The organism is Lactobacillus isalae (assembly GCF_947539375.1).
In the GTDB taxonomy this organism is placed as follows: domain Bacteria; phylum Bacillota; class Bacilli; order Lactobacillales; family Lactobacillaceae; genus Lactobacillus; species Lactobacillus isalae.
Window position 1 is genome coordinate 1,135,177 of the sequence record NZ_OX443569.1, and the last position, 18,522, is coordinate 1,153,698.

At 35.1% G+C, this 18,522-nt stretch carries 15 protein-coding genes; 1 reads left to right on the forward strand and 14 read right to left on the reverse strand.

Going from position 1 to position 18,522, the window contains the following annotated elements; all coding sequences use genetic code 11:
• Window positions 1–12: 12 nt before the first annotated feature.
• The 6 genes from uvrB to QM512_RS05615 form a co-directional block, all read right to left on the reverse strand.
• Entirely contained in the window at window positions 13–2,028 is a 2,016-nt protein-coding gene (uvrB, locus tag QM512_RS05590; RefSeq protein WP_394358292.1) for an excinuclease ABC subunit UvrB, read from the reverse strand.
• Window positions 2,029–2,125: 97 nt separating this feature from the next.
• Window positions 2,126–3,850 carry a phospho-sugar mutase gene (locus QM512_RS05595; protein ID WP_282804810.1) on the reverse strand — a complete coding sequence of 575 codons (1,725 nt, stop codon included), beginning with the start codon at window positions 3,848–3,850 and terminating at the stop codon, window positions 2,126–2,128.
• 146 nt (window positions 3,851–3,996) lie between these two features.
• A complete protein-coding gene (locus QM512_RS05600) occupies window positions 3,997–4,983 on the reverse strand; it encodes an aldose epimerase family protein (protein WP_282804811.1) in 987 nt (328 codons plus the stop codon).
• Between the two features lies 1 nt (window position 4,984).
• Window positions 4,985–6,454: a UDP-glucose--hexose-1-phosphate uridylyltransferase gene (locus QM512_RS05605; protein ID WP_282804812.1), complete on the reverse strand. Its 1,470-nt coding sequence runs from the start codon at window positions 6,452–6,454 to the stop codon at window positions 4,985–4,987.
• An 18-nt stretch (window positions 6,455–6,472) separates the two neighbouring features.
• A complete protein-coding gene (locus tag QM512_RS05610; RefSeq protein WP_282804813.1) occupies window positions 6,473–7,642 on the reverse strand; it encodes a galactokinase in 1,170 nt (389 codons plus the stop codon).
• Between the two features lie 128 nt (window positions 7,643–7,770).
• Window positions 7,771–8,772, reverse strand: coding sequence for a LacI family DNA-binding transcriptional regulator (locus QM512_RS05615; RefSeq protein ID WP_282804814.1), 1,002 nt, complete (start codon window positions 8,770–8,772; stop codon window positions 7,771–7,773).
• A gap of 153 nt (window positions 8,773–8,925) precedes the next feature.
• On the opposite strand from QM512_RS05615, the gene galE reads away from it, so the two are divergent.
• Complete coding sequence (galE, locus tag QM512_RS05620) at window positions 8,926–9,918, forward strand: UDP-glucose 4-epimerase GalE (RefSeq protein WP_282804815.1); 993 nt, start codon at window positions 8,926–8,928, stop codon at window positions 9,916–9,918.
• Between the two features lie 86 nt (window positions 9,919–10,004).
• Here galE and trxB read toward each other — a convergent pair whose 3' ends face one another.
• The 8 genes from trxB to hpf form a co-directional block, all read right to left on the reverse strand.
• A complete protein-coding gene (trxB, locus tag QM512_RS05625; protein ID WP_282804816.1) occupies window positions 10,005–10,940 on the reverse strand; it encodes a thioredoxin-disulfide reductase in 936 nt (311 codons plus the stop codon).
• Between the two features lie 71 nt (window positions 10,941–11,011).
• Complete coding sequence (locus QM512_RS05630) at window positions 11,012–12,031, reverse strand: NAD(P)H-dependent glycerol-3-phosphate dehydrogenase (RefSeq protein ID WP_282804817.1); 1,020 nt, start codon at window positions 12,029–12,031, stop codon at window positions 11,012–11,014.
• A 36-nt stretch (window positions 12,032–12,067) separates the two neighbouring features.
• Window positions 12,068–12,904, reverse strand: coding sequence for a prolipoprotein diacylglyceryl transferase (gene lgt / locus QM512_RS05635; RefSeq protein WP_282804818.1), 837 nt, complete (start codon window positions 12,902–12,904; stop codon window positions 12,068–12,070).
• The gene (gene hprK, locus QM512_RS05640; protein ID WP_282804819.1) at window positions 12,901–13,860 is read right to left on the reverse strand and encodes an HPr(Ser) kinase/phosphatase; all 960 of its coding nucleotides are present in this window, start codon (window positions 13,858–13,860) and stop codon (window positions 12,901–12,903) included. Before hprK ends, lgt begins: the two co-directional genes overlap by 4 nt.
• Entirely contained in the window at window positions 13,853–14,131 is a 279-nt protein-coding gene (locus QM512_RS05645; RefSeq protein WP_282804820.1) for a hypothetical protein, read from the reverse strand. Before QM512_RS05645 ends, hprK begins: the two co-directional genes overlap by 8 nt.
• 19 nt (window positions 14,132–14,150) lie before the next feature.
• A protein-coding gene (prfB, locus tag QM512_RS05650; protein ID WP_282804821.1) for a peptide chain release factor 2 occupies window positions 14,151–15,267 on the reverse strand; the annotation gives its coding sequence in 2 pieces (ribosomal slippage) (window positions 14,151–15,194 and window positions 15,196–15,267; 1,116 coding nt in all).
• Window positions 15,268–15,352: 85 nt separating this feature from the next.
• On the reverse strand, window positions 15,353–17,752 hold the full coding sequence (gene secA / locus QM512_RS05655) for a preprotein translocase subunit SecA (RefSeq protein ID WP_282804822.1): 2,400 nt from the start codon (window positions 17,750–17,752) through the stop codon (window positions 15,353–15,355).
• Between the two features lie 158 nt (window positions 17,753–17,910).
• The gene (gene hpf, locus QM512_RS05660; protein ID WP_282804823.1) at window positions 17,911–18,456 is read right to left on the reverse strand and encodes a ribosome hibernation-promoting factor, HPF/YfiA family; all 546 of its coding nucleotides are present in this window, start codon (window positions 18,454–18,456) and stop codon (window positions 17,911–17,913) included.
• Window positions 18,457–18,522: the final 66 nt, after the last annotated feature.

The following is an 18,522-nucleotide window of genomic DNA, read 5'->3' on the forward strand; positions in this document are numbered from 1 at the left end:
TATCCTCCTCTACTACTTTTTCTTTTCATGCACTTGATTTTGTAAAGCCATAATTGCATCACGCAAGTTAGCAGCTTCTTCAAAGTCCAACTTCTTAGCAGCTTCCTGCATTTGAGCAGTTAAAGTTTTAATCATATTCTGCTTTTGTTTCTTAGTCAACTCATCAAAGTTTAGGTCAGCAAAGCTTTCTTTATTTTCTTTATCGTCGCTATCTTTAGTAATTGAGATGACATCTCTGATTGGCTTAACAATAGTCTTAGGCGTAATACCATGTTCTTTGTTAAATTTCATCTGCAAACTACGTCTTCTCTCCGTAGCGTCAATTGCTTCACGCATCGAATCCGTAATTGAGTCAGCATACATAATTACTTTACCATTTGAATTTCTGGCAGCCCGACCAATCGTCTGAACTAAAGGCCTAGTTGAGCGTAAAAATCCTTCTTTATCTGCATCTAAAATTGCGACTAAAGAAACCTCAGGCACATCAATACCCTCTCGTAACAGATTAATCCCAATTAAGACATCGAATTTTCCAAGACGTAAGTCGCGAATAATTTCAAGACGTTCTAATGTCTTAATATCTGAATGCAAATAACGTACCTTAATCCCTAGATCTTTTAGGTAGTCGGTTAGATCTTCAGCCATATTTTTAGTTAAAGTTGTAACAAAAACACGTTCATCGCGATCAATTCGCTTATTAATTTCGCCAACTAAATCATCAATTTGGCCCTTAATTGGACGGACTTCAATTTCAGGATCAAGTAATCCTGTAGGTCGAATAATTTGTTCAACTTTATGATCGGTTTGGTTTAATTCATAGTCGCCTGGAGTTGCTGAAACATACATTATTTGGTTAACATGCTTTTCGAACTCTTCTAACTTTAATGGTCGGTTATCTAAAGCTGAAGGTAGTCTAAAACCATAATCAATTAAAGTTTGTTTACGTGCTCTGTCTCCGTTATACATTGCCTTTAATTCCGGCATTGTAGCATGAGATTCGTCAATTAAAATTAAAAAATCATCAGGGAAGAAATCAAGCAAAGTATGTGGTGGTTGGCCTGCTTGACGACCTTCCATATGACGGGAATAGTTTTCAATCCCATTTGTATAACCCACTTCACTCATCATTTCCATGTCATAAGTGGTTCTTTGCTTAATTCTTTGAGCTTCTAAAAGTTTACCTTCACCTTCAAATTTCTTGACCTGAATATTCATTTCATCTTTGATTGAGGCTAAAGCTCTTTGCATAATTTGTTCATTAGTAACAAAGTGCGTAGCTGGGAAGATTGATACTTGTTCACGTTCACCAATTACTTCACCAGTCAAAGAATCTACTTCTACAATTCGATCAATTTCATCCCCAAAAAATTCCACTCTAAATGCATGATCAGAATATCCAGCGGGGAAAATTTCTACTACGTCTCCACGCACTCTGAAGCGACCACGTTGAAAGTCAATATCATTACGATCATATTGAATATTTACTAAGTCTCGTAATAATACATCCCGGCTAATTTCCTGTCCTGCAGATAAAGATACTACGCTTGCCGCATATTCTCTTGGATCACCCAAACCATAAATGCATGATACAGAAGCTACGACAATTACATCGTTTCTAGACATTAAATCACTAGTGGTTTTATGACGCAATTGATCAATTTCATCATTAATTGATGAATCTTTTTCAATATAAGTATCTGACTGCGGTACATAAGCTTCTGGCTGATAGTAATCATAGTAAGATACAAAATAATCAACGGCATTTTTAGGGAAAAATTCTTTAAATTCACCATAAAGTTGACCAACTAAAGTTTTATTATGCGAGATAACTAAAGTTGGCTTGTTCAACTTGGCAATTACGTTCGCCATAGTAAAAGTCTTCCCAGTACCAGTTGCACCTTCTAAGATTTGTGCTTTTTCTCCTTGTTCAAAGCCATCGGTCAACTTTTTAATTGCTTGCTCTTGATCTCCTGCTGGTTGAAATTTAGAGACAAGTTCAAATTTCTTATTTTTTTGTCGTCTAATCATTTTTCATCCTCCGCAAAAAAAGTTGGACTAAAATAGCCCAACTTCTATTAACGTATTTATTTTACTACAGCGAACGTACTTTCGCACTAATTTTGCATTACTTTAATAAATTTGCTAATGCGTCTTGATATTCTTCAGCTGCTTTTTCTGCAGTTTCAATATCCTTCTTGTTTACACCAACATAGGCCTTAATTACAGGTTCAGTTCCTGATGGACGAAGAGCAACCCAAGTTTCATCATCTAAGAAGTACTTCAAAACATTAGACTTAGGAAATCCAGTTAATGGGGTCTTCTTATCGCCTTCAATGGTTTCTTGAGTTTCAAAGTCTTGAATCTTGACAACCTTGGCACCATTAATTTCAGTTAAGTGTTCTTTACGTAATTTACTCATTAACTCAGCCATCTTCTTTTGACCACCAATACCTGGCATTTCAATAGCCTTAGTAATTTCGTAAGCTACACCATATTTTTGCCAGATTTCTTGCAAGCCATCAAAGACAGTCATGCCTTTAGAAGCATAGTAGCTTGCTACTTCTGCAAACATCAACGCACCTTGCATAGCATCTTTATCTCTAGCAAATGGTTTAAACAAGTAACCGTAACTTTCTTCAAAGCCCATTAAGAATTTACCGTCATTTTCTTTGTTCATGCGGTCAACTTCTTCACCAATGTACTTGAATCCAGTTAACACATGCTTGGTTTTAATACCAAAATCATCAGCAATCTTGAATGGAAGAGCACTTGATACAACTGAAGTTACTAATTCGTAGTCAGATGATAAAGTACCGTTTTCCTTCATATGAACTAATAAGTAGTATGCCATTAAAGTAGCAATTTGATTACCAGTTAAAACTTGGAAATCACCGTCTGATTTTCTAACAGCAGCACCCATTCTATCAGCATCTGGATCTGTTGCAATAATAACATTAGCATCTACTTCATTAGCTAATTTAAATCCTGGTTCAAATACATCACGATATTCAGGATTTGGTTTGATTGTTGTAGGGAATTCTGGATCAATAATTGATTGACTTGGAACTGGGATTACATTATCAAAACCGCCTTGTCTAAATGCGCGATCGTAAAGCATCTTACCAGTACCATGTAATGGAGTGTAAATAATCTTCAACTTATCAGCGTTAGCTTTAACCATTTCAGGATCAACAGTTACATCCTTTAAGTGTGCCAAATATGCTTCATCTACATCTTCACCAATTAATTGTAAAGTACCATTAGCACGTAATTCTTCAACTGGAGCAGCTTTCACACTAAAAATATCATCAACTTTTTGAGCATAAGCAAACAAGCGATCTGCATTTTCTGGAGCCATTTGAGCGCCATCTTCACCATATACCTTGTAGCCGTTATATTGCTTAGCATTATGTGAAGCAGTGATGTTGATACCAGCAAAAGTATTTAAGTGACGAACAGCAAATGATAATTCTGGAGTTGGTCTTAAATCATCAAATAAGTAAACATGAATTCCATGTGCACCTAAAATACGAGCTGCATGTTCAGCAAATTCTCTTGAGTGATAACGTGAGTCAAAAGAAATTGCAACACCGCGCTTCTTAGCTTCTTCGCCATTTTCGTCAATTAATCTGGCAAGACCTTCTGTTACTCTTCCCACAGTAAACAAATTAATTCTGTTTGTACCTGGTTCGAGTCTCCCTCTCATACCAGCCGTACCAAAATTAATATCTTGTCCAAAAGCATCTTCAATCCACTTTTCATCTTTACCTAAATTGTTTAATTGATCTTTTAAATAATCAGGTAAATTATCTGCACTAGTCCATTGACTATAAATTTCTTTTGCGTTCATAATTTCCTCTTTACGTAAATTTTATGGTTTCATCTGCTATTTTAACGCAAGTTATAATGAAATTGCTATCATAATTAACAATTAAATTATTCTGTTTGCAAAAGATATTAAACGCTTTTATAAAATTTACTACTGTTTGTATGTCATTAACTAAAGTTCCAGTTAATCTTACGCTCAAACTTTTCAAAAGGGAGTAAAGTAATTTCTCCTAACTCTATATCTTCTGCTGGTGGATATTGTGCTTCTAAAGTAATTCCATCGTACTGTCCAATATTGTTTGCTACACCGGTATGATTAAAATGGTTAGCTGTATAAGTAACAATTGCTGGTGCATTAGTGGTCATAATCATTTTGTGTTTATTAGATGACAATACTGCTGCAGGCTGCATCCCATTCAAAATAAAAGGATGATCTAGACCGTTACGCAAGTTAATTTGACTATCATCACTATCTAAAGCAGTAGATATCTTCTTACCTTGTCTAAAATCAAACACTGTATTCTCTACATTTTTCATTCCTTGATTTGGCAATCCATCCGTACCTACTGGCAAATAGTAATCCGCTGCAAGTTGGAGTTTTAAGTCGGTAGCTCTTTCACCTAAGTTGAAATATGTGTGATTAGCCGGATTAAAAATTGTTAACTGATCACTAACAGCTTCTAATTTGTATGATAAGTTATTTTCATTATCAAGCTTATAAGTGGCATGTAACTTCATGTTGCCGGGATAGCCATTATCTCCATCTGGATCAAAAAGAAAGAGATCAACTCGAGACTCTTGTTCTGAATTTTTTAATTTAAAGTTCCAGATTTTCATATCAGTTCCAATACCACCATGAATGTGGTTTTCTCCATCATTTTGAGGAAGTTGATATATTTGGTTGCCATGTTTCCATTGACCTAGCCGAACGCGTCCACAAATTCTGCTAACGGTCCCACCTAGAAAATTCCTTTCTTTTGAATAATCTTCTGGACTATTTAATGACAAAATCATATCTTCGCCATCAAGTAGTACTTTTTCTAAAGTTGCTCCATAATTAAGGATCTTAACCTTCATTCCTTGATTATTTTCAAGACTAATTTCACATAAGTCCTGACCATTTTTACGACTATACTTTCTAAAACTTGTTTTCATTTTATCTATCTACCTCGCTAACTAAAGCCTCGGTAAACTTTTGCCAGCCAGCTTCTCCATTTTCATTATTCTTGAAGACCCCGGCACACTCAAGAACTTGATCAAACACTTCAACTAGAGCTTGTTGAAGGATGCTATCTACATTTTCACTAGTAATTTGATGGTTAGCTTTAATTTCTTGAGCCCAAGCAAGATGGCTTTCAGCTATCTCATTATTTTCATCGAGTAAATATTTCTTTACTTCTTCTAGTTCTTTCTTAAGTCTTCCAGGCAAAATTGCTCTTCCCATAACTTCGATTAAACCGATGTTTTCTTTCTTAATATGCCAAAGCTCAGAATGTGGGTGAAAAATTCCTAATGGATACTTATCGCTAGTATTGTTATCGCGAAGAACTAAATCTAGAACAAATTTTTCTCCATCACGATGCATAATCGGAGTAACCGTATGATGTCTAGTCTTACCATCAAAAGCCGTAATTTGACGATCTTGATCACTATAACGATCCCAAAAATCAATAATCTTACTACCTAGACTAATTAAAGCTAGTGAATTTTTACTAATTAGCCGCAAATCACTCATTGGCCAATCAACTATTCCTGCCTTAACATCCGGATATTTATCAAAAATAACTTCTTTCTTAATCTTTGCCTTCATCATTGGAAAGACGTGACGTCCGCCTTGATAGTGTTCATGAGCCAGCATTGAACCGCCAACAATTGGCAAATCTGCATTTGAACCAACAAAATATTCTGGGAGCTGTTTTTCAATATCAATCAAATTAATTAAGGTTTGTTGATTAATAATCATTGGAATATGCTTTTGATCTAAGAAAATACAATGCTCATTAAAGTAAGCATATGGCGAATATTGAAAGCCCCATGGATGACCACCGATAGTCATTCGAATTACACGTAAATTACTTCTGGCATTTTTTCCATATCCGCCAACATAACCTTCATTTTCTAAACATAGAGCACATTGAGGATATTTATTACCAGTATTGTGAGCTGCGGCAGCAATGGCTTTAGGATCTTTTTCAGGCTTTGAAAGATTAATAGTAATTTCTAATTCATGATTCTTAGAACTCCTGCCTGAAAAAACAATATTTTTAGCAATTGCTTCTTTTTTGACATAATTATTATCAACACAAAGCTTATAAAACCAATCAGTTGCTGTATTAGCTGCCTTTTGCATCTTTTGCCAGAAAATTTCATTTACTTTTGAAGGTGTTGGAGTCTTCAAATCATATAACTCATCATTCAAGACTTCGCGTGAAGTATTGTCATCTGGAATAATTTTACGATCGACAGCCATTTGCACAAGTTGGTGTACTGATGTTTGTTTTTCATCATATTCTTGGTCTTCATCACCAACTAAAGCTTTGATCTTGTTAATTATGTATACACGATCTAATTCTTGATAGGCTCCACTTTCAATAACTTCATCTGCAAATTTCTCAATAATTTTCATTTCTGTAGCCTCTTAATATTAAATTCTCTTAGTTCCATCTACAATTTCTGCATCATAGAAGCTTGCGTCATAACCAATTGCATCTCGATAAATCTTGCCAACATTTTTCTTAAAGTTTTCAGCTTCGTTCTTCTTCACAATTGCAATTGCGCTACCGCCAAAACCGCCACCAATCATTCTGGCTCCTAAAACTCCGTCTTGTTTCCAAGCTGCTTCTGCTAAAGTATCAAGTTCCTTACCCGTTACTTCATAGTCATAATGAAGGGAAATATGAGATGCATCAATCAATCGACCCAATTTTTCAAGATCGTTATCTTCCATGGCTTTAGTTGCTCTGATTGTTCTTCCGTTTTCACTAACTGCATGACGAGCACGTTTTAATTCCGTTTCATCGTTAATTAGGTATGAATATTCATCAAAAGTATTATCGTCTAGTTCACCTAGTGCTTTAATATCAAGCTTAGTTTGTAGTTTTTTTAAGGCCTTGTGACATTCACTAACACGATCGTTATAAGCAGAATCTGCTAAAGTATGCTCTTTATTAGTAGACATAATAATAATTTCATAATCGCCCAGTTTAAGTGGCTTATATTCATATTCCATCGTGTTACAATCAAGGAAAATAGCACTATCTTTTTTACCCATGATGCAAGCAAATTGATCCATGATTCCTGAATTTAGGCCAACGAATTCATTTTCAGTTTTTTGTCCTAGTCTTGCCAAAGTTGGACGATCAACATCTAAATCAAATTCATCTTTTAAAATCATCCCCATTAGCATTTCAATTGCTGCACTTGAAGATAGACCAGATCCTGATGGTAAGTCAGCTTTAATATAAAGGTTAAAACCATGGTTAATTTTTTCGCCGTCTTCTCTTTGACGTAAATAAGTAATCATTCCTTTAAAATAATTAGTCCAAAAGCGTTTATCTTTTTCTACTGAATCATCATCTAAATCAAATTCAACAATTTCACCATCTACATTACCTGAATAAAGACGAACCTTTTTGTCATCTCTTGGTCCATAAACGCCGTAAACACCTAAACTAATTGCTGCTGGAAAAACATGTCCTCCATTATAGTCAGTATGCTCTCCAATCACATTAATTCGACCAGGTGAGAAGAAAACATCTTTTCCACTATCAATAAATACTTCTTGATAGTCTTTAAGTAATTCATCTTTATTCATAATTTTTACCTCTTAAATTAACTTTATCTTGTAATCGTTTTCATAAATAATTATAAAACTGTTTATTAATTTAGTAAATATATTTACTAATCATTTTTACAAAAAAGCACATTGATAAACTCAATGTGCTAATTAAAACTCTTTCTAACAATTAAATCGGTATTCATTGTTACATGAACCTTAGGTAACTCATAATTTGTAATTCTCATCAGTAAAACCGAAATGGCTAATTTACTTAAAGCTACTTGATCAATGTTGTACGAAGTAAGTGGCGGAGAGATATATTTAGCCACTTCACTATTATTAATACTAATAATGGCCGTATCCTTTGGAACCCTAATTCCTACTTCATTAAAATATTGTAAAACTCCAACACTTAGCGTATCAGACGCAATAATAAAAGCATCAGGCAAACTTTTACCTAATTTTGTCACCACTTCTTTTGCTAATTGATAACCATTCTTCACGCTAACAATCCCTTTAGCAAAGACTTCAGTCTTTTTCACTCCACGAGTCTTACAATACTCAGTAAAGGTAATTTCACGAATATCTCTTTGAGGCTTATGATCTAAAGTAAAACTTTCAGCGCCAATATAGCCTAAATTAGTGTAACCGCGGGAAAGCAGTTTTTCAATTGCATCTTGTACAGTCAATTCAAGATTAGGCTGAACAGAATCAAATAAACTTGGAGCAGGATTAATATCAATAAAGATACCGCTAGGTAGGACATCATGCAATCTTTCTAATTCTTTATAACTAATTTCCGCTGTCCCAACTCCTAAAAAGCCTTGAAATATTGAAGCCTGTTTTACAAGTTCTGAAACACTTGTAAATATTGTAAGATTTATTTCTTTTTCTTTCGCCACTTTCTTAAGCGCATCTCGTAAAAAAGAAAAGTACTCATCTTGTAATTGCTCATTTCCATTTACTCGATAAAGTAAGGCTATTTCTGGCCTTAAGTTAGTTATCTTGTTACTATTCTTTTTAAAATATCCCAATTCATTTGCGACTTTTAAAATTTTGCTTTTCGTTTCAGAAGTAACCGATAAACGAGGATCATTACTCAATAATCGTGATACTGTTGCAGGTGAATAACCAGATTTAGCAGCTATTTCTTTAATCGTTGTCATGTATTCCACCACTTTTCTTCATTCATAAATACTGTATCACAGTCTTTATAAATAAGCTATTACTAAATTATTTACTAAGTAAGTAAACATTTTATTAGCTTACATGTTATAATGTAATCGATTTCAAAAAATAATTAAGCAAAGGAGTATAACATGCGAGTATTAGTTATTGGTGGTGCCGGTTATATCGGCTCTCACGCTGTTAGAAAATTAATTGAAGAAGGTAACGATGTTGTTGTCCTTGATTCTCTCTACACTGGCCATAGAAAGGCCGTTGACAAGAGAGCTAAATTTTACCAAGGCGATATCGAAGATACTAACTTAGTAAGCAAGATTTTACGTGATGAAAACATTGATGCTGTTATGCACTTTGCCGCTTACTCTTTAGTTCCTGAATCTGTTAAAAAGCCTTTGAAGTACTATGACAACAATGTTTCTGGTATGATTTCTCTTCTTCAAGCAATGGAGGACGCTAAAGTTAAATACTTAGTATTTTCTTCATCCGCTGCTACTTATGGTATTCCAAAGACTTTACCGATTACTGAAGATACACCACTTGATCCAATCAATCCTTATGGTGAAACCAAGATGATGATGGAAAAGATTATGCACTGGGCTGACAAGGCTAACGGCATTAAGTCTATCGCTCTTCGCTACTTTAATGTTGCTGGTGCTTCAAGCGACGGCTCAATTGGTGAAGATCACGGTCCTGAAACTCACCTAATTCCAAATATCTTAAAGAGTGCTATTTCTGGTGATGGCAACTTTACTATTTTTGGTGACGACTATGACACTAAAGACGGTACTAATGTCCGTGACTACGTTCAAGTTGAAGACTTAATTGACGCTCATATCTTAGCTCTTAAGCACGTAATGGAAACTAACAAGTCTGATGTCTTTAACTTAGGTACTGCTCAAGGTTACTCAAACTTAGAAATTCTTGAAGCTGCTAAGAAAGTTACTGGCATTGACATCCCTTACACTATTGGACCAAGAAGAGGCGGAGATCCTGACTCATTAGTTGCCGACTCAAGTAAGGCGCGTAAAGTTCTAGGCTGGAAGCCAAAGCATGAAAATGTTGATGACGTTATCGCAACTGCTTGGAACTGGCACAAGAGCCACCCAAAGGGCTACGAAGATAAGTAAAGAATAAAGCAAAATAATAATTTTAATTTCACGTACCACAAAAGCTGTCTACCAACTCATGATAGACAGCTTTTAGTTTGGATAATTTACTTTTCGCTCAAACCTTGATAGTAGTTGTAGACTTCCTGACCAGCAATACTTCCTTCGCCAACTGCCGTTGCAATTTGACGGAGTTCCTTAGCACGAACATCACCTAAAGCAAAAATACCATCAACTTTAGTACGCATATTGTCATCAGTTAAAATCCAACCTTGTTCATCAGTAATGCCTAAATTTTTAAAAGCATCCGTTTGTGGTTGAATACCAACGTAGATAAATACACCAGCTACTTTAACTTCTTTTTCTTCACCAGTTTCTTTATCCTTGTATTTAACACCGGTTACCTTATTACCATCACCGACAATTTCTTCAGTTTGAGCATTCCAGATAAACTTCATTTTATCATTTTCAAAAGCCTTCTTTTGCAATTCGGCTTTGGCACGAAGTTGATCACGACGGTGAATAACAGTTACGGATTTAGCTGATTGAGCTAAATATAATCCTTCTTGAATAGCTGAATCACCACCACCAATGACTGCAACATCCTCATCTCTGAAGAATGCAGCATCACAAACTGCACAGTAAGATACACCTTTTCCGGCATATTCTTCTTCACCAGGAACTCCAAGATGCTTATGAACTGCGCCAGTTGCAATTACTACTGCACCTGCTTCATATTCACCTGAATCAGTTTTAACAATCTTTTTATTGCCATCTTGCTCAATACTTTGTACATCGCCATAAGCAAATTCAGCACCAGCATTCATAGCAGTTTGATACATCTTTTCACCTAATTCAGGTCCTTGAATGTCGACAAAACCAGGATAATTATCAATTCCAGCTGTATTATTCATTTGACCGCCATAAATTCCACGGTCTAAAATCACGACTTTTAAGTTAGCCCGAGCAGCATATAAGGCAGCAGTTAATCCACCAGGACCAGCGCCAATTACAATTACATCATATGTTTTTTTCTCAGACATATTCTCGCCTCTATTCTTACTTTTTGTAAGCATATAATACTATGCGAAAACAAAAAATGCAATTCTTTTGCTTAAAGTTGAATTTCAGGTTTTGGAGCTCTTCCCATCATCTGTTTAATTTCATCTTCAACATTAGCATTTTCATATAAAACTCGATAAATTGCTTCACTAATTGGCATATCGATATTCTTTTCTTGAGCTAATTCATGAACAGCCTTAACAGTTGTTGCTCCTTCAACAACTTGACCCATATTTTCTAAGACATAGTCTAGGCTCTTTCCTTCACCAATTTGTTTACCAGCACGCCAGTTACGTGAGTTAACTGAAGTACAAGTAACAATTAAGTCACCAATGCCAGATAAACCAGAAAATGTCATTGGTTTTGCACCAAAGTAATTTACACCTAAACGTGTAATTTCGGCCAAACCACGAGTCATTAAAGCGGCCTTAGCATCATCACCGTATCCTTGACCAACTAAAATACCTGCTGCAATTGCAATAACATTCTTTACAGCACCACCTACTTCTACTCCAACTAAATCATTATTAGTATAGAAGCGGACATAGTTATTTGAGAAAACCTCTTGAATTCTCTTAGCATTTTCTTCACTAGTTGAAGCACAAGCTATTGCGGTTAAATCTTTTTGTGCAACATTTTCAGCATGACTTGGACCGGAAATAGCGACAATCTTTTCACTATCATTTGGATAAATTTCTTCAGTTAAAATATCAGAAATTAATTTTTTACTTCCTGGTTCAATTCCTTTAGTTGCAGTTACCAATAAAGGTGCAGCACCACTTTTATCTAAAATTTTACGTACATTTTTAGCTACAATTCGAACTGCTTTAGTTGGAAGAACAAATAAAACAATTTCTGCACCATCTAACGCTTTTTCTAAATCTCCAGTAGCTGGTACATTAGGATTAAGTTTCCAATCTTTCATGTAGTGAGTATTAGTATGGTGCTCATTAATTTCTTGGTTAACGCTATCGATATTTCCATATAATACTACATCATTTCCGTTATCAGCTAGCATTGAACCGAGAACAGAACCCCATGAACCATTACCTAAAACTGCAATCTTTGCCATTTTCTTACTCAAACTTTCTATAAAAAATTATTTCTTTCAATCTCTATTATACGGGTATTTTAATCCACTACCAGCTAAATACCATTTTGGTTTTACAACTTTTCGCCGGTAAATCCAAAGAATAATTGCTCCAAAGAACAAAATCAAACTCAATGCTTGGGAAACCCTAATTGTATTAGCAATATACAAACTATCCGTTCTCATCCCTTCAACAAAGAAACGAACGGCAGAATACCAAATCACATAACTTAAAAATATTTCTCCACGTTTAAATAGATGTTTTTTGTGTCGCAGACTTAAAATTAAGATCAAACCAATTAAGTTTAAAGTTGATTCATATAAATAGGTTGGCTGATAATAAGCACCATTGATATACATTTGCTGAATAATGAAATGCGGCAAATGTAGACTTTCTAAGAACGATAAAGTCGTCTTAGCGCCGTGGGCCTCCTGATTCATAAAATTGCCCCATCTAGCAATTACTTGAGCAGCCATCACTCCGGGTGCAATAATATCTAGCATTAGAAATGGTGGCAGCATTCTTTGATGACAGAAAACTAGTAATACTATTAAGCCAGCAATTAAACCGCCATAAATAGCAATTCCGCCGTTCCAAATAGCAATTATTTGATCCGGATGCTGAGAAAAATATCCCCATTCAAAAACAACATAATAAATTCTCGCCCCGATAAATCCTATCGGTACTGCCCAAAGTAGAAAATCAATGAAGTCATCAGGCATAATTTGACGTTTTTTTCCTTCATTAATTGCCATTAAAGTAGCTACTAAAACTCCAGTAGCCATTAAAATGCCATACCACTTAACCTGGATTGGCCCCAAATTAAAAGCTACTGGATTTAAAGCTAAACTCATTTCTTGCCTTCACCTTCGCCTTTTTTAGAATTATCTGAAATTAATTCAGTTAGATTTTGCTCAAATTTTTGACTTGCATCATAACCCATTTTCTTAGCTCTGAAGTTCATCGCTGCTACTTCAATGATAATTGCTAAGTTTCGACCAACTTTTACCGGAACAGTTACTTGCGGTACATTTACGTCAAAAATTTCTTGCGTTTTTTCATTAAAGCCTAAACGATCATAATTAGCCTTAGGATCCCAATTTTGCAACCGAATAATCAATTTAATCTCAGTGCTATTCTTTACTGCACCAGCACCAAATAAGTTCATTACATCAATAATACCAATTCCACGAATTTCCATTAGATGCTTTAAAATCTTAGGTGCTTCTCCAACAACAGTTTTATCATCCTTTTGATAAACATCTACTCGATCATCCGCAATTAAACGGTGGCCTCTTTTTATCAAATCTAATGCAGTTTCGGATTTACCAACACCAGAATTTCCGATAATAAGCACTCCCATACCGTATATTTCTACTAATACACCGTGCATGCTTTTCCTTGGAGCCAATTGTTCATCTAAAAATTGAGTAATAACACTAGACAAATGTGTCGTAGGCATATTGCTAGAGAGTACTGGAATATTTTCTTTTTCTGCTGCTTCAAGCATTTCAGATGGAATCGGTAATCCGCGAGAAACAATAAAACAAGGTGTTTCAGGCGTTGCCATCTTATTAAATACGCGTTCACGTAAATCATGATCTAAGCGTGCACTATAAGAAATTTCAGTTCTTCCTAAAAGTTGAATTCGATTTTTAGGATAAAAGTCAAAATATCCTGTTAATTCTAGACCCGGACGTGAAATATCAGAAGTATCAATTAATTTTTGACTTAAGTATTCTTTTCCTTCAACTATTTTAAGTGAAGGTACATCTTTTATTAATTCGCTAACTTTAACTGCTTCAACCATTTTTGTTATCCTCTTTATCTTCTACATCTTTGACTGAAACATTTCGTGCTTTCTTTCGCTTTTGATTATTAGTAGTAGGCTGCACTGGATTATGAACCTCAGAATTATTCGGATCTTTTTTATTGCCAGAAAATTTAGCTATTAACCAAATTATTAAAGCAACAATTAATGCAGCAGGTAAAAGTCCAATAAAGAACTTAAATATTGAAAATAAAATACTTAGAATAACTAATGCAGCTAATACTAAGATTAAAATAGTTACAAATCCCATAAGCTTTTTTCCTTAACATTTAGTTTGGATTTTTTTGGCTTAAAAGCCACTGTAAATAAGCATAAATAAAATTATCTAGCTTTCCATCCATTACACCATTTACATCACTAGTCTCAAAGTTAGTACGATGATCTTTTACCATATTGTATGGATGAAAAACATAGGAACGAATCTGTGAACCAAATCCAATTTCTTTTTGATTACCTTTGAGTTCTTCGGTCTGCTTTCTCTTCTTTTCTTCTTCTAGCTGGAATAATTTTGCTCGCAGCATGTTCATCGCAGTTTCTCTATTTTGTAATTGAGAACGCTGTGCTTGAGATGAGGTAACAATTCCAGTAGGCAAGTGAGTGATTCGAACAGCACTTGAAGTCTTGTTAATATGCTGTCCACCCGCACCACTAGAGCGATAAACATCAATTCTTAAATCATCTGGATTAATGTCGACCTCAATACTTTGGTCAATTTCAGGTATTACTTCAACCGAAGCAAAAGAAGTATGACGTCTTTTAGCAGAATCAAAAGGAGATATTCTCACTAACCGATGCACACCGTTTTCTGATTTAAGTAGACCAAAAGCATTCTTTCCCTGAACACGAATACTTACACTTTTAACTCCAGCTTCTTCACCTGGCTCATAGTCCTCAATTTCAAACTTTAAGTCGTGATTAGCTGCATAGCGCTGATACATTCTTAAAAGCATATCAGCCCAGTCCATAGCTTCTGTACCCCCTGCACCAGGATGAATTTCCATCAGAGCATTATGTTGATCATATTTATCTGATAATAATAATGATAATTCATAATCATGAAAACTTTGTGATAGTGAAACCATCTCTTCAGATAGTTCCTCACTTAATTCAGGATCCGGATCAGCTTTAAGTAATTCTAAGGCTGTTTGTGCATCATCAAACTTTGCTTCAAGTTGTTTGAAGTTTTCGCTTTTCTCTTTCATCCGGTTAGTTTCATTAATTAAATTTTGTGCTTGTTCTTGATTATCCCAAAAGCCAGGTTCTGCCATCTTTTGCTCATTGATTGCAATTCCTTCGTTTAATGAATCAAAGTCAAAGAGACCTCCTAAAGTGCTCTAACTTAGGATCTAATTCATTTAATTTGGATTGAATTTCACTAATCTCCATTTTTATATTTCCTCACATCATATAAATCAATTTTTACTTTAATAATAGCAAAAAAGAGAGACATTATCTGCCTCCCTTTTTGTTTTTATCGACTAATGTTCTGTCTTATTTGAGCCTTCATAAATAGACGGGTGGCATCAAATTCGATATCACTGATCATTTCTTCAAACATTCTATAGCCGGCTTCTTGATACTCAACTAATGGATTTAGTTGTCCGTATCCTCTCAAGCTAATAGATTGACGTAATTGATCCATCGCATCAATATGATCAGTCCAGCGTTCATCCACAACACGCAAAATAACAACTTTTTCAAACTCTAGCATTTGTTCTGGATCAGCAAGTTGTTTTTCTTTTTCAGCGTAATTATCTTCTGCAATCTTATATAGACGTTTCTTAAGTTCTTCGGCACTTAAGTGCTTCATGTTAAGTTTCTTAGTAGTTTCTTCGTCAGTAATTGCTGATGAAATAAAGTCTCTCAATTGATCGTTACGCCAGTCTTTCTTGTCGCCTTGCGTATACATATCAACTTGATGATCGATCGTACGTTTAATCATTGGCATCAAAACAGGTTTCAATGATTTTTCTTCTGAGATAACCTGCATTCTTTCACCATAAATAATCTCACGTTGCGTACGCATAACATCATCATATTGTAGCGTTTGCTTACGTGTATCGTAGTTATTACCCTCAACACGCTTTTGGGCTGATTCAACTTGCTTAGTAATCATACGTGATTCAATGACTTTATCATCATCATTATCAGAAATTCGATCAAGGAATAATTTTACTCGATCTCCACCAAAACGCTTCATTAAATCGTCTTCTAGAGACAGATAAAATCTTGTTACACCAGGATCTCCTTGACGACCAGATCTACCACGAAGTTGGTTATCAATACGACGTGATTCATGACGCTCAGTACCAATGACTGCTAACCCACCTAATTCTTTAACACCAGGCCCTAGCTTAATATCAGTACCACGACCGGCCATGTTAGTAGCAATAGTGACAGCTCCTCTTTGACCAGCATTCATAATGATTTCAGCTTCTTTAGCATGGTTTTTCGCATTCAAAACTGCATGTGGAATGCCAGCTTGATCAAGCATTTGACTTAAACGTTCAGAACTTTCAATAGCAACAGTACCAACTAAGACTGGTTGTCCTTTTGCATGACGTTCTTTAATTTCTTTTACTACAGCTTCAAATTTAGAATCTAAAGTTGGATATAAAATATCAGGTAAATCTTTACGTGCAATTGGTCGGTTAGTTGGAATGGTAATTACTTCCATGTTATAGATCTCACGGAATTCTTCTTCCTCAGTCTTAGCCGTACCAGTCATACCAGCAAGTTTTTTGTACATTCTAAAGAAGTTCTGGTAAGTAATAGTTGCTTGAGTCTTAGATTCTTCTTGAATCTTAACTCCTTCTTTTGCTTCAATTGCTTGGTGAAGCCCGTCAGAATAGCGACGTCCTTCCATTACACGTCCAGTAAAGGAATCAACAATCATGACTTCACCATTTTGTACTACGTAATCAATATCTTTCAACATGATGTAGTTAGCTCTTAAAGCTTGGTCAATATGGTGAACTAAAACTTGATTATCGATGTCATACAAGTTCTTTAAACCAAAGTGTTCACAAGCCTTCTTAATTCCTTGATTGGTCAAATTAATAGTTTTTGTTGGCCAATCAATCTTGTAATCACCATGATCTTCGTTATCGTCTGCATCGTCATCACTTTTATCTTCAGTTAAAGTTTTAACGAAGCGATCAGCTCTAATATATTCACTATTTGCCTGTTCAGCTTGTCCAGAAATAATCAAAGGCGTTCTAGCTTCATCAATTAAGATTGAGTCCACCTCATCAATAATTGCGTAATTTAGCGGACGCTGTACCATTTGATCTTTGTAAACAACCATGTTGTCTCTTAAATAGTCAAAACCTAATTCGGAGTTGGTTGAATAAGTAACATCACAATTATAAGCGTCTCTCTTCTCATCCGCAGACATTGAGTTAAGGTTTAAACCTACGGTCAAACCAAGCCACTTATATAATTGTCCCATTTCACTTTCGTCACGACTAGACAAGTATTCGTTAACAGTTACTACGTGAACACCTTTACCAGTTAAAGCATTTAAATAAACAGGTAAAGTTGCAGTTAAAGTCTTACCTTCACCAGTCATCATTTCTGCGATATTACCGTAGTGAAGAGCAATACCACCGATGATTTGGACACGGAAAGGATAGAGACCTAAAACTCTCTTAGCACCTTCACGTGCTGTCGCAAAAGCTTCTGGCAAAAGATCATCTAGGGTTTCACCTTTTTCTAAACGCTTGCGAAATTCTGGCGTCTTAGCCTGCAATTGTTCATCAGACAATTTTTCATATTCATCTGCTAAAGATTCTACCTTAGTTGCTAATTTTTCAAATTTCTTTAATTCTCTTCTGTCATTGTCATAAATTTTTTTAAGAATATTAGCCATTTAATCGGTCCTTAAGTTTAAATTTTGTGCACAAATCTAAAATAATACTATGTAATTTTAACATTAATTTGGAAAAATGAGAAACCTACTATTGCAAGAAAAAGCCTCCTAAGCTAAACCATTGCTCAAGAGACTCTTAATTTATAAGATTGTTTTAATTATTCGTTAGTTTCAATCAAGCCGTAACGACCATCATTTCTGCGATATACAATACTTGTACCATTAGTATCTGCATCTTCAAAAACAAAGAAATCGTGACCTAATAAATCCATTTGTAAAACTGCTTCTTCAGCACTCATTGGCTTTAAGTCTAAGTGCTTGTTACGAACAATATCAAATTCTTTAGGTGCCTTCTTTTCTTCTTCTAAATCTTCATAGAAGAAGTCCTTTAAGCCCTTTTCACGACTCTTTCTGTTAATACGAGTCTTGTATTTTCTAATTTGACGCTCTAACTTCTCAGAAACAAAGTCAATACTCTTGTACATATCATCAGTTGTATCTTCTGCACGTAAGACTAAGTATGGAAGTGGAATAGTTACTTCAACCTTAGCTGTGTGATCAGGATAAACCTTTAAATTGATATGAGCAATTACATCAGAATTAATTTCGAAGTACTTTTCGAGCTTAGTCAATCTCTTTTGAACATAGTCTCTTAAGGCATCAGTAACTTCGATATTTTCTCCACGAACATTGTATTTTAACATTGTAGATTCTCCTTCCAACGTCTTATGACGTTTTTCTTTACACACCTAGTATAGCAAATTGAAAGC

Bases quoted from the DNA above. Each gene is read 5' to 3' on its own strand.
- QM512_RS05600 (WP_282804811.1), bottom strand. From the start codon at position 4,983: ATGAAAACAAGTTTTAGAAAGTATAGTCGTAAAAATGGTCAGGACTTA.
- QM512_RS05615 (WP_282804814.1), bottom strand. From the start codon at position 8,772: ATGACAACGATTAAAGAAATAGCTGCTAAATCTGGTTATTCACCTGCA.
- secA (WP_282804822.1), bottom strand. From the start codon at position 17,752: ATGGCTAATATTCTTAAAAAAATTTATGACAATGACAGAAGAGAATTA.
- hprK (WP_282804819.1), bottom strand. From the start codon at position 13,860: ATGGTTGAAGCAGTTAAAGTTAGCGAATTAATAAAAGATGTACCTTCA.
- QM512_RS05630 (WP_282804817.1), bottom strand. From the start codon at position 12,031: ATGGCAAAGATTGCAGTTTTAGGTAATGGTTCATGGGGTTCTGTTCTC.
- uvrB (WP_394358292.1), bottom strand. From the start codon at position 2,028: ATGATTAGACGACAAAAAAATAAGAAATTTGAACTTGTCTCTAAATTT.
- QM512_RS05645 (WP_282804820.1), bottom strand. From the start codon at position 14,131: ATGGGATTTGTAACTATTTTAATCTTAGTATTAGCTGCATTAGTTATT.
- QM512_RS05595 (WP_282804810.1), bottom strand. From the start codon at position 3,850: ATGAACGCAAAAGAAATTTATAGTCAATGGACTAGTGCAGATAATTTA.
- lgt (WP_282804818.1), bottom strand. From the start codon at position 12,904: ATGAGTTTAGCTTTAAATCCAGTAGCTTTTAATTTGGGGCCAATCCAG.
- trxB (WP_282804816.1), bottom strand. From the start codon at position 10,940: ATGTCTGAGAAAAAAACATATGATGTAATTGTAATTGGCGCTGGTCCT.
- QM512_RS05605 (WP_282804812.1), bottom strand. From the start codon at position 6,454: ATGAAAATTATTGAGAAATTTGCAGATGAAGTTATTGAAAGTGGAGCC.
- QM512_RS05610 (WP_282804813.1), bottom strand. From the start codon at position 7,642: ATGAATAAAGATGAATTACTTAAAGACTATCAAGAAGTATTTATTGAT.
- hpf (WP_282804823.1), bottom strand. From the start codon at position 18,456: ATGTTAAAATACAATGTTCGTGGAGAAAATATCGAAGTTACTGATGCC.
- galE (WP_282804815.1), top strand. From the start codon at position 8,926: ATGCGAGTATTAGTTATTGGTGGTGCCGGTTATATCGGCTCTCACGCT.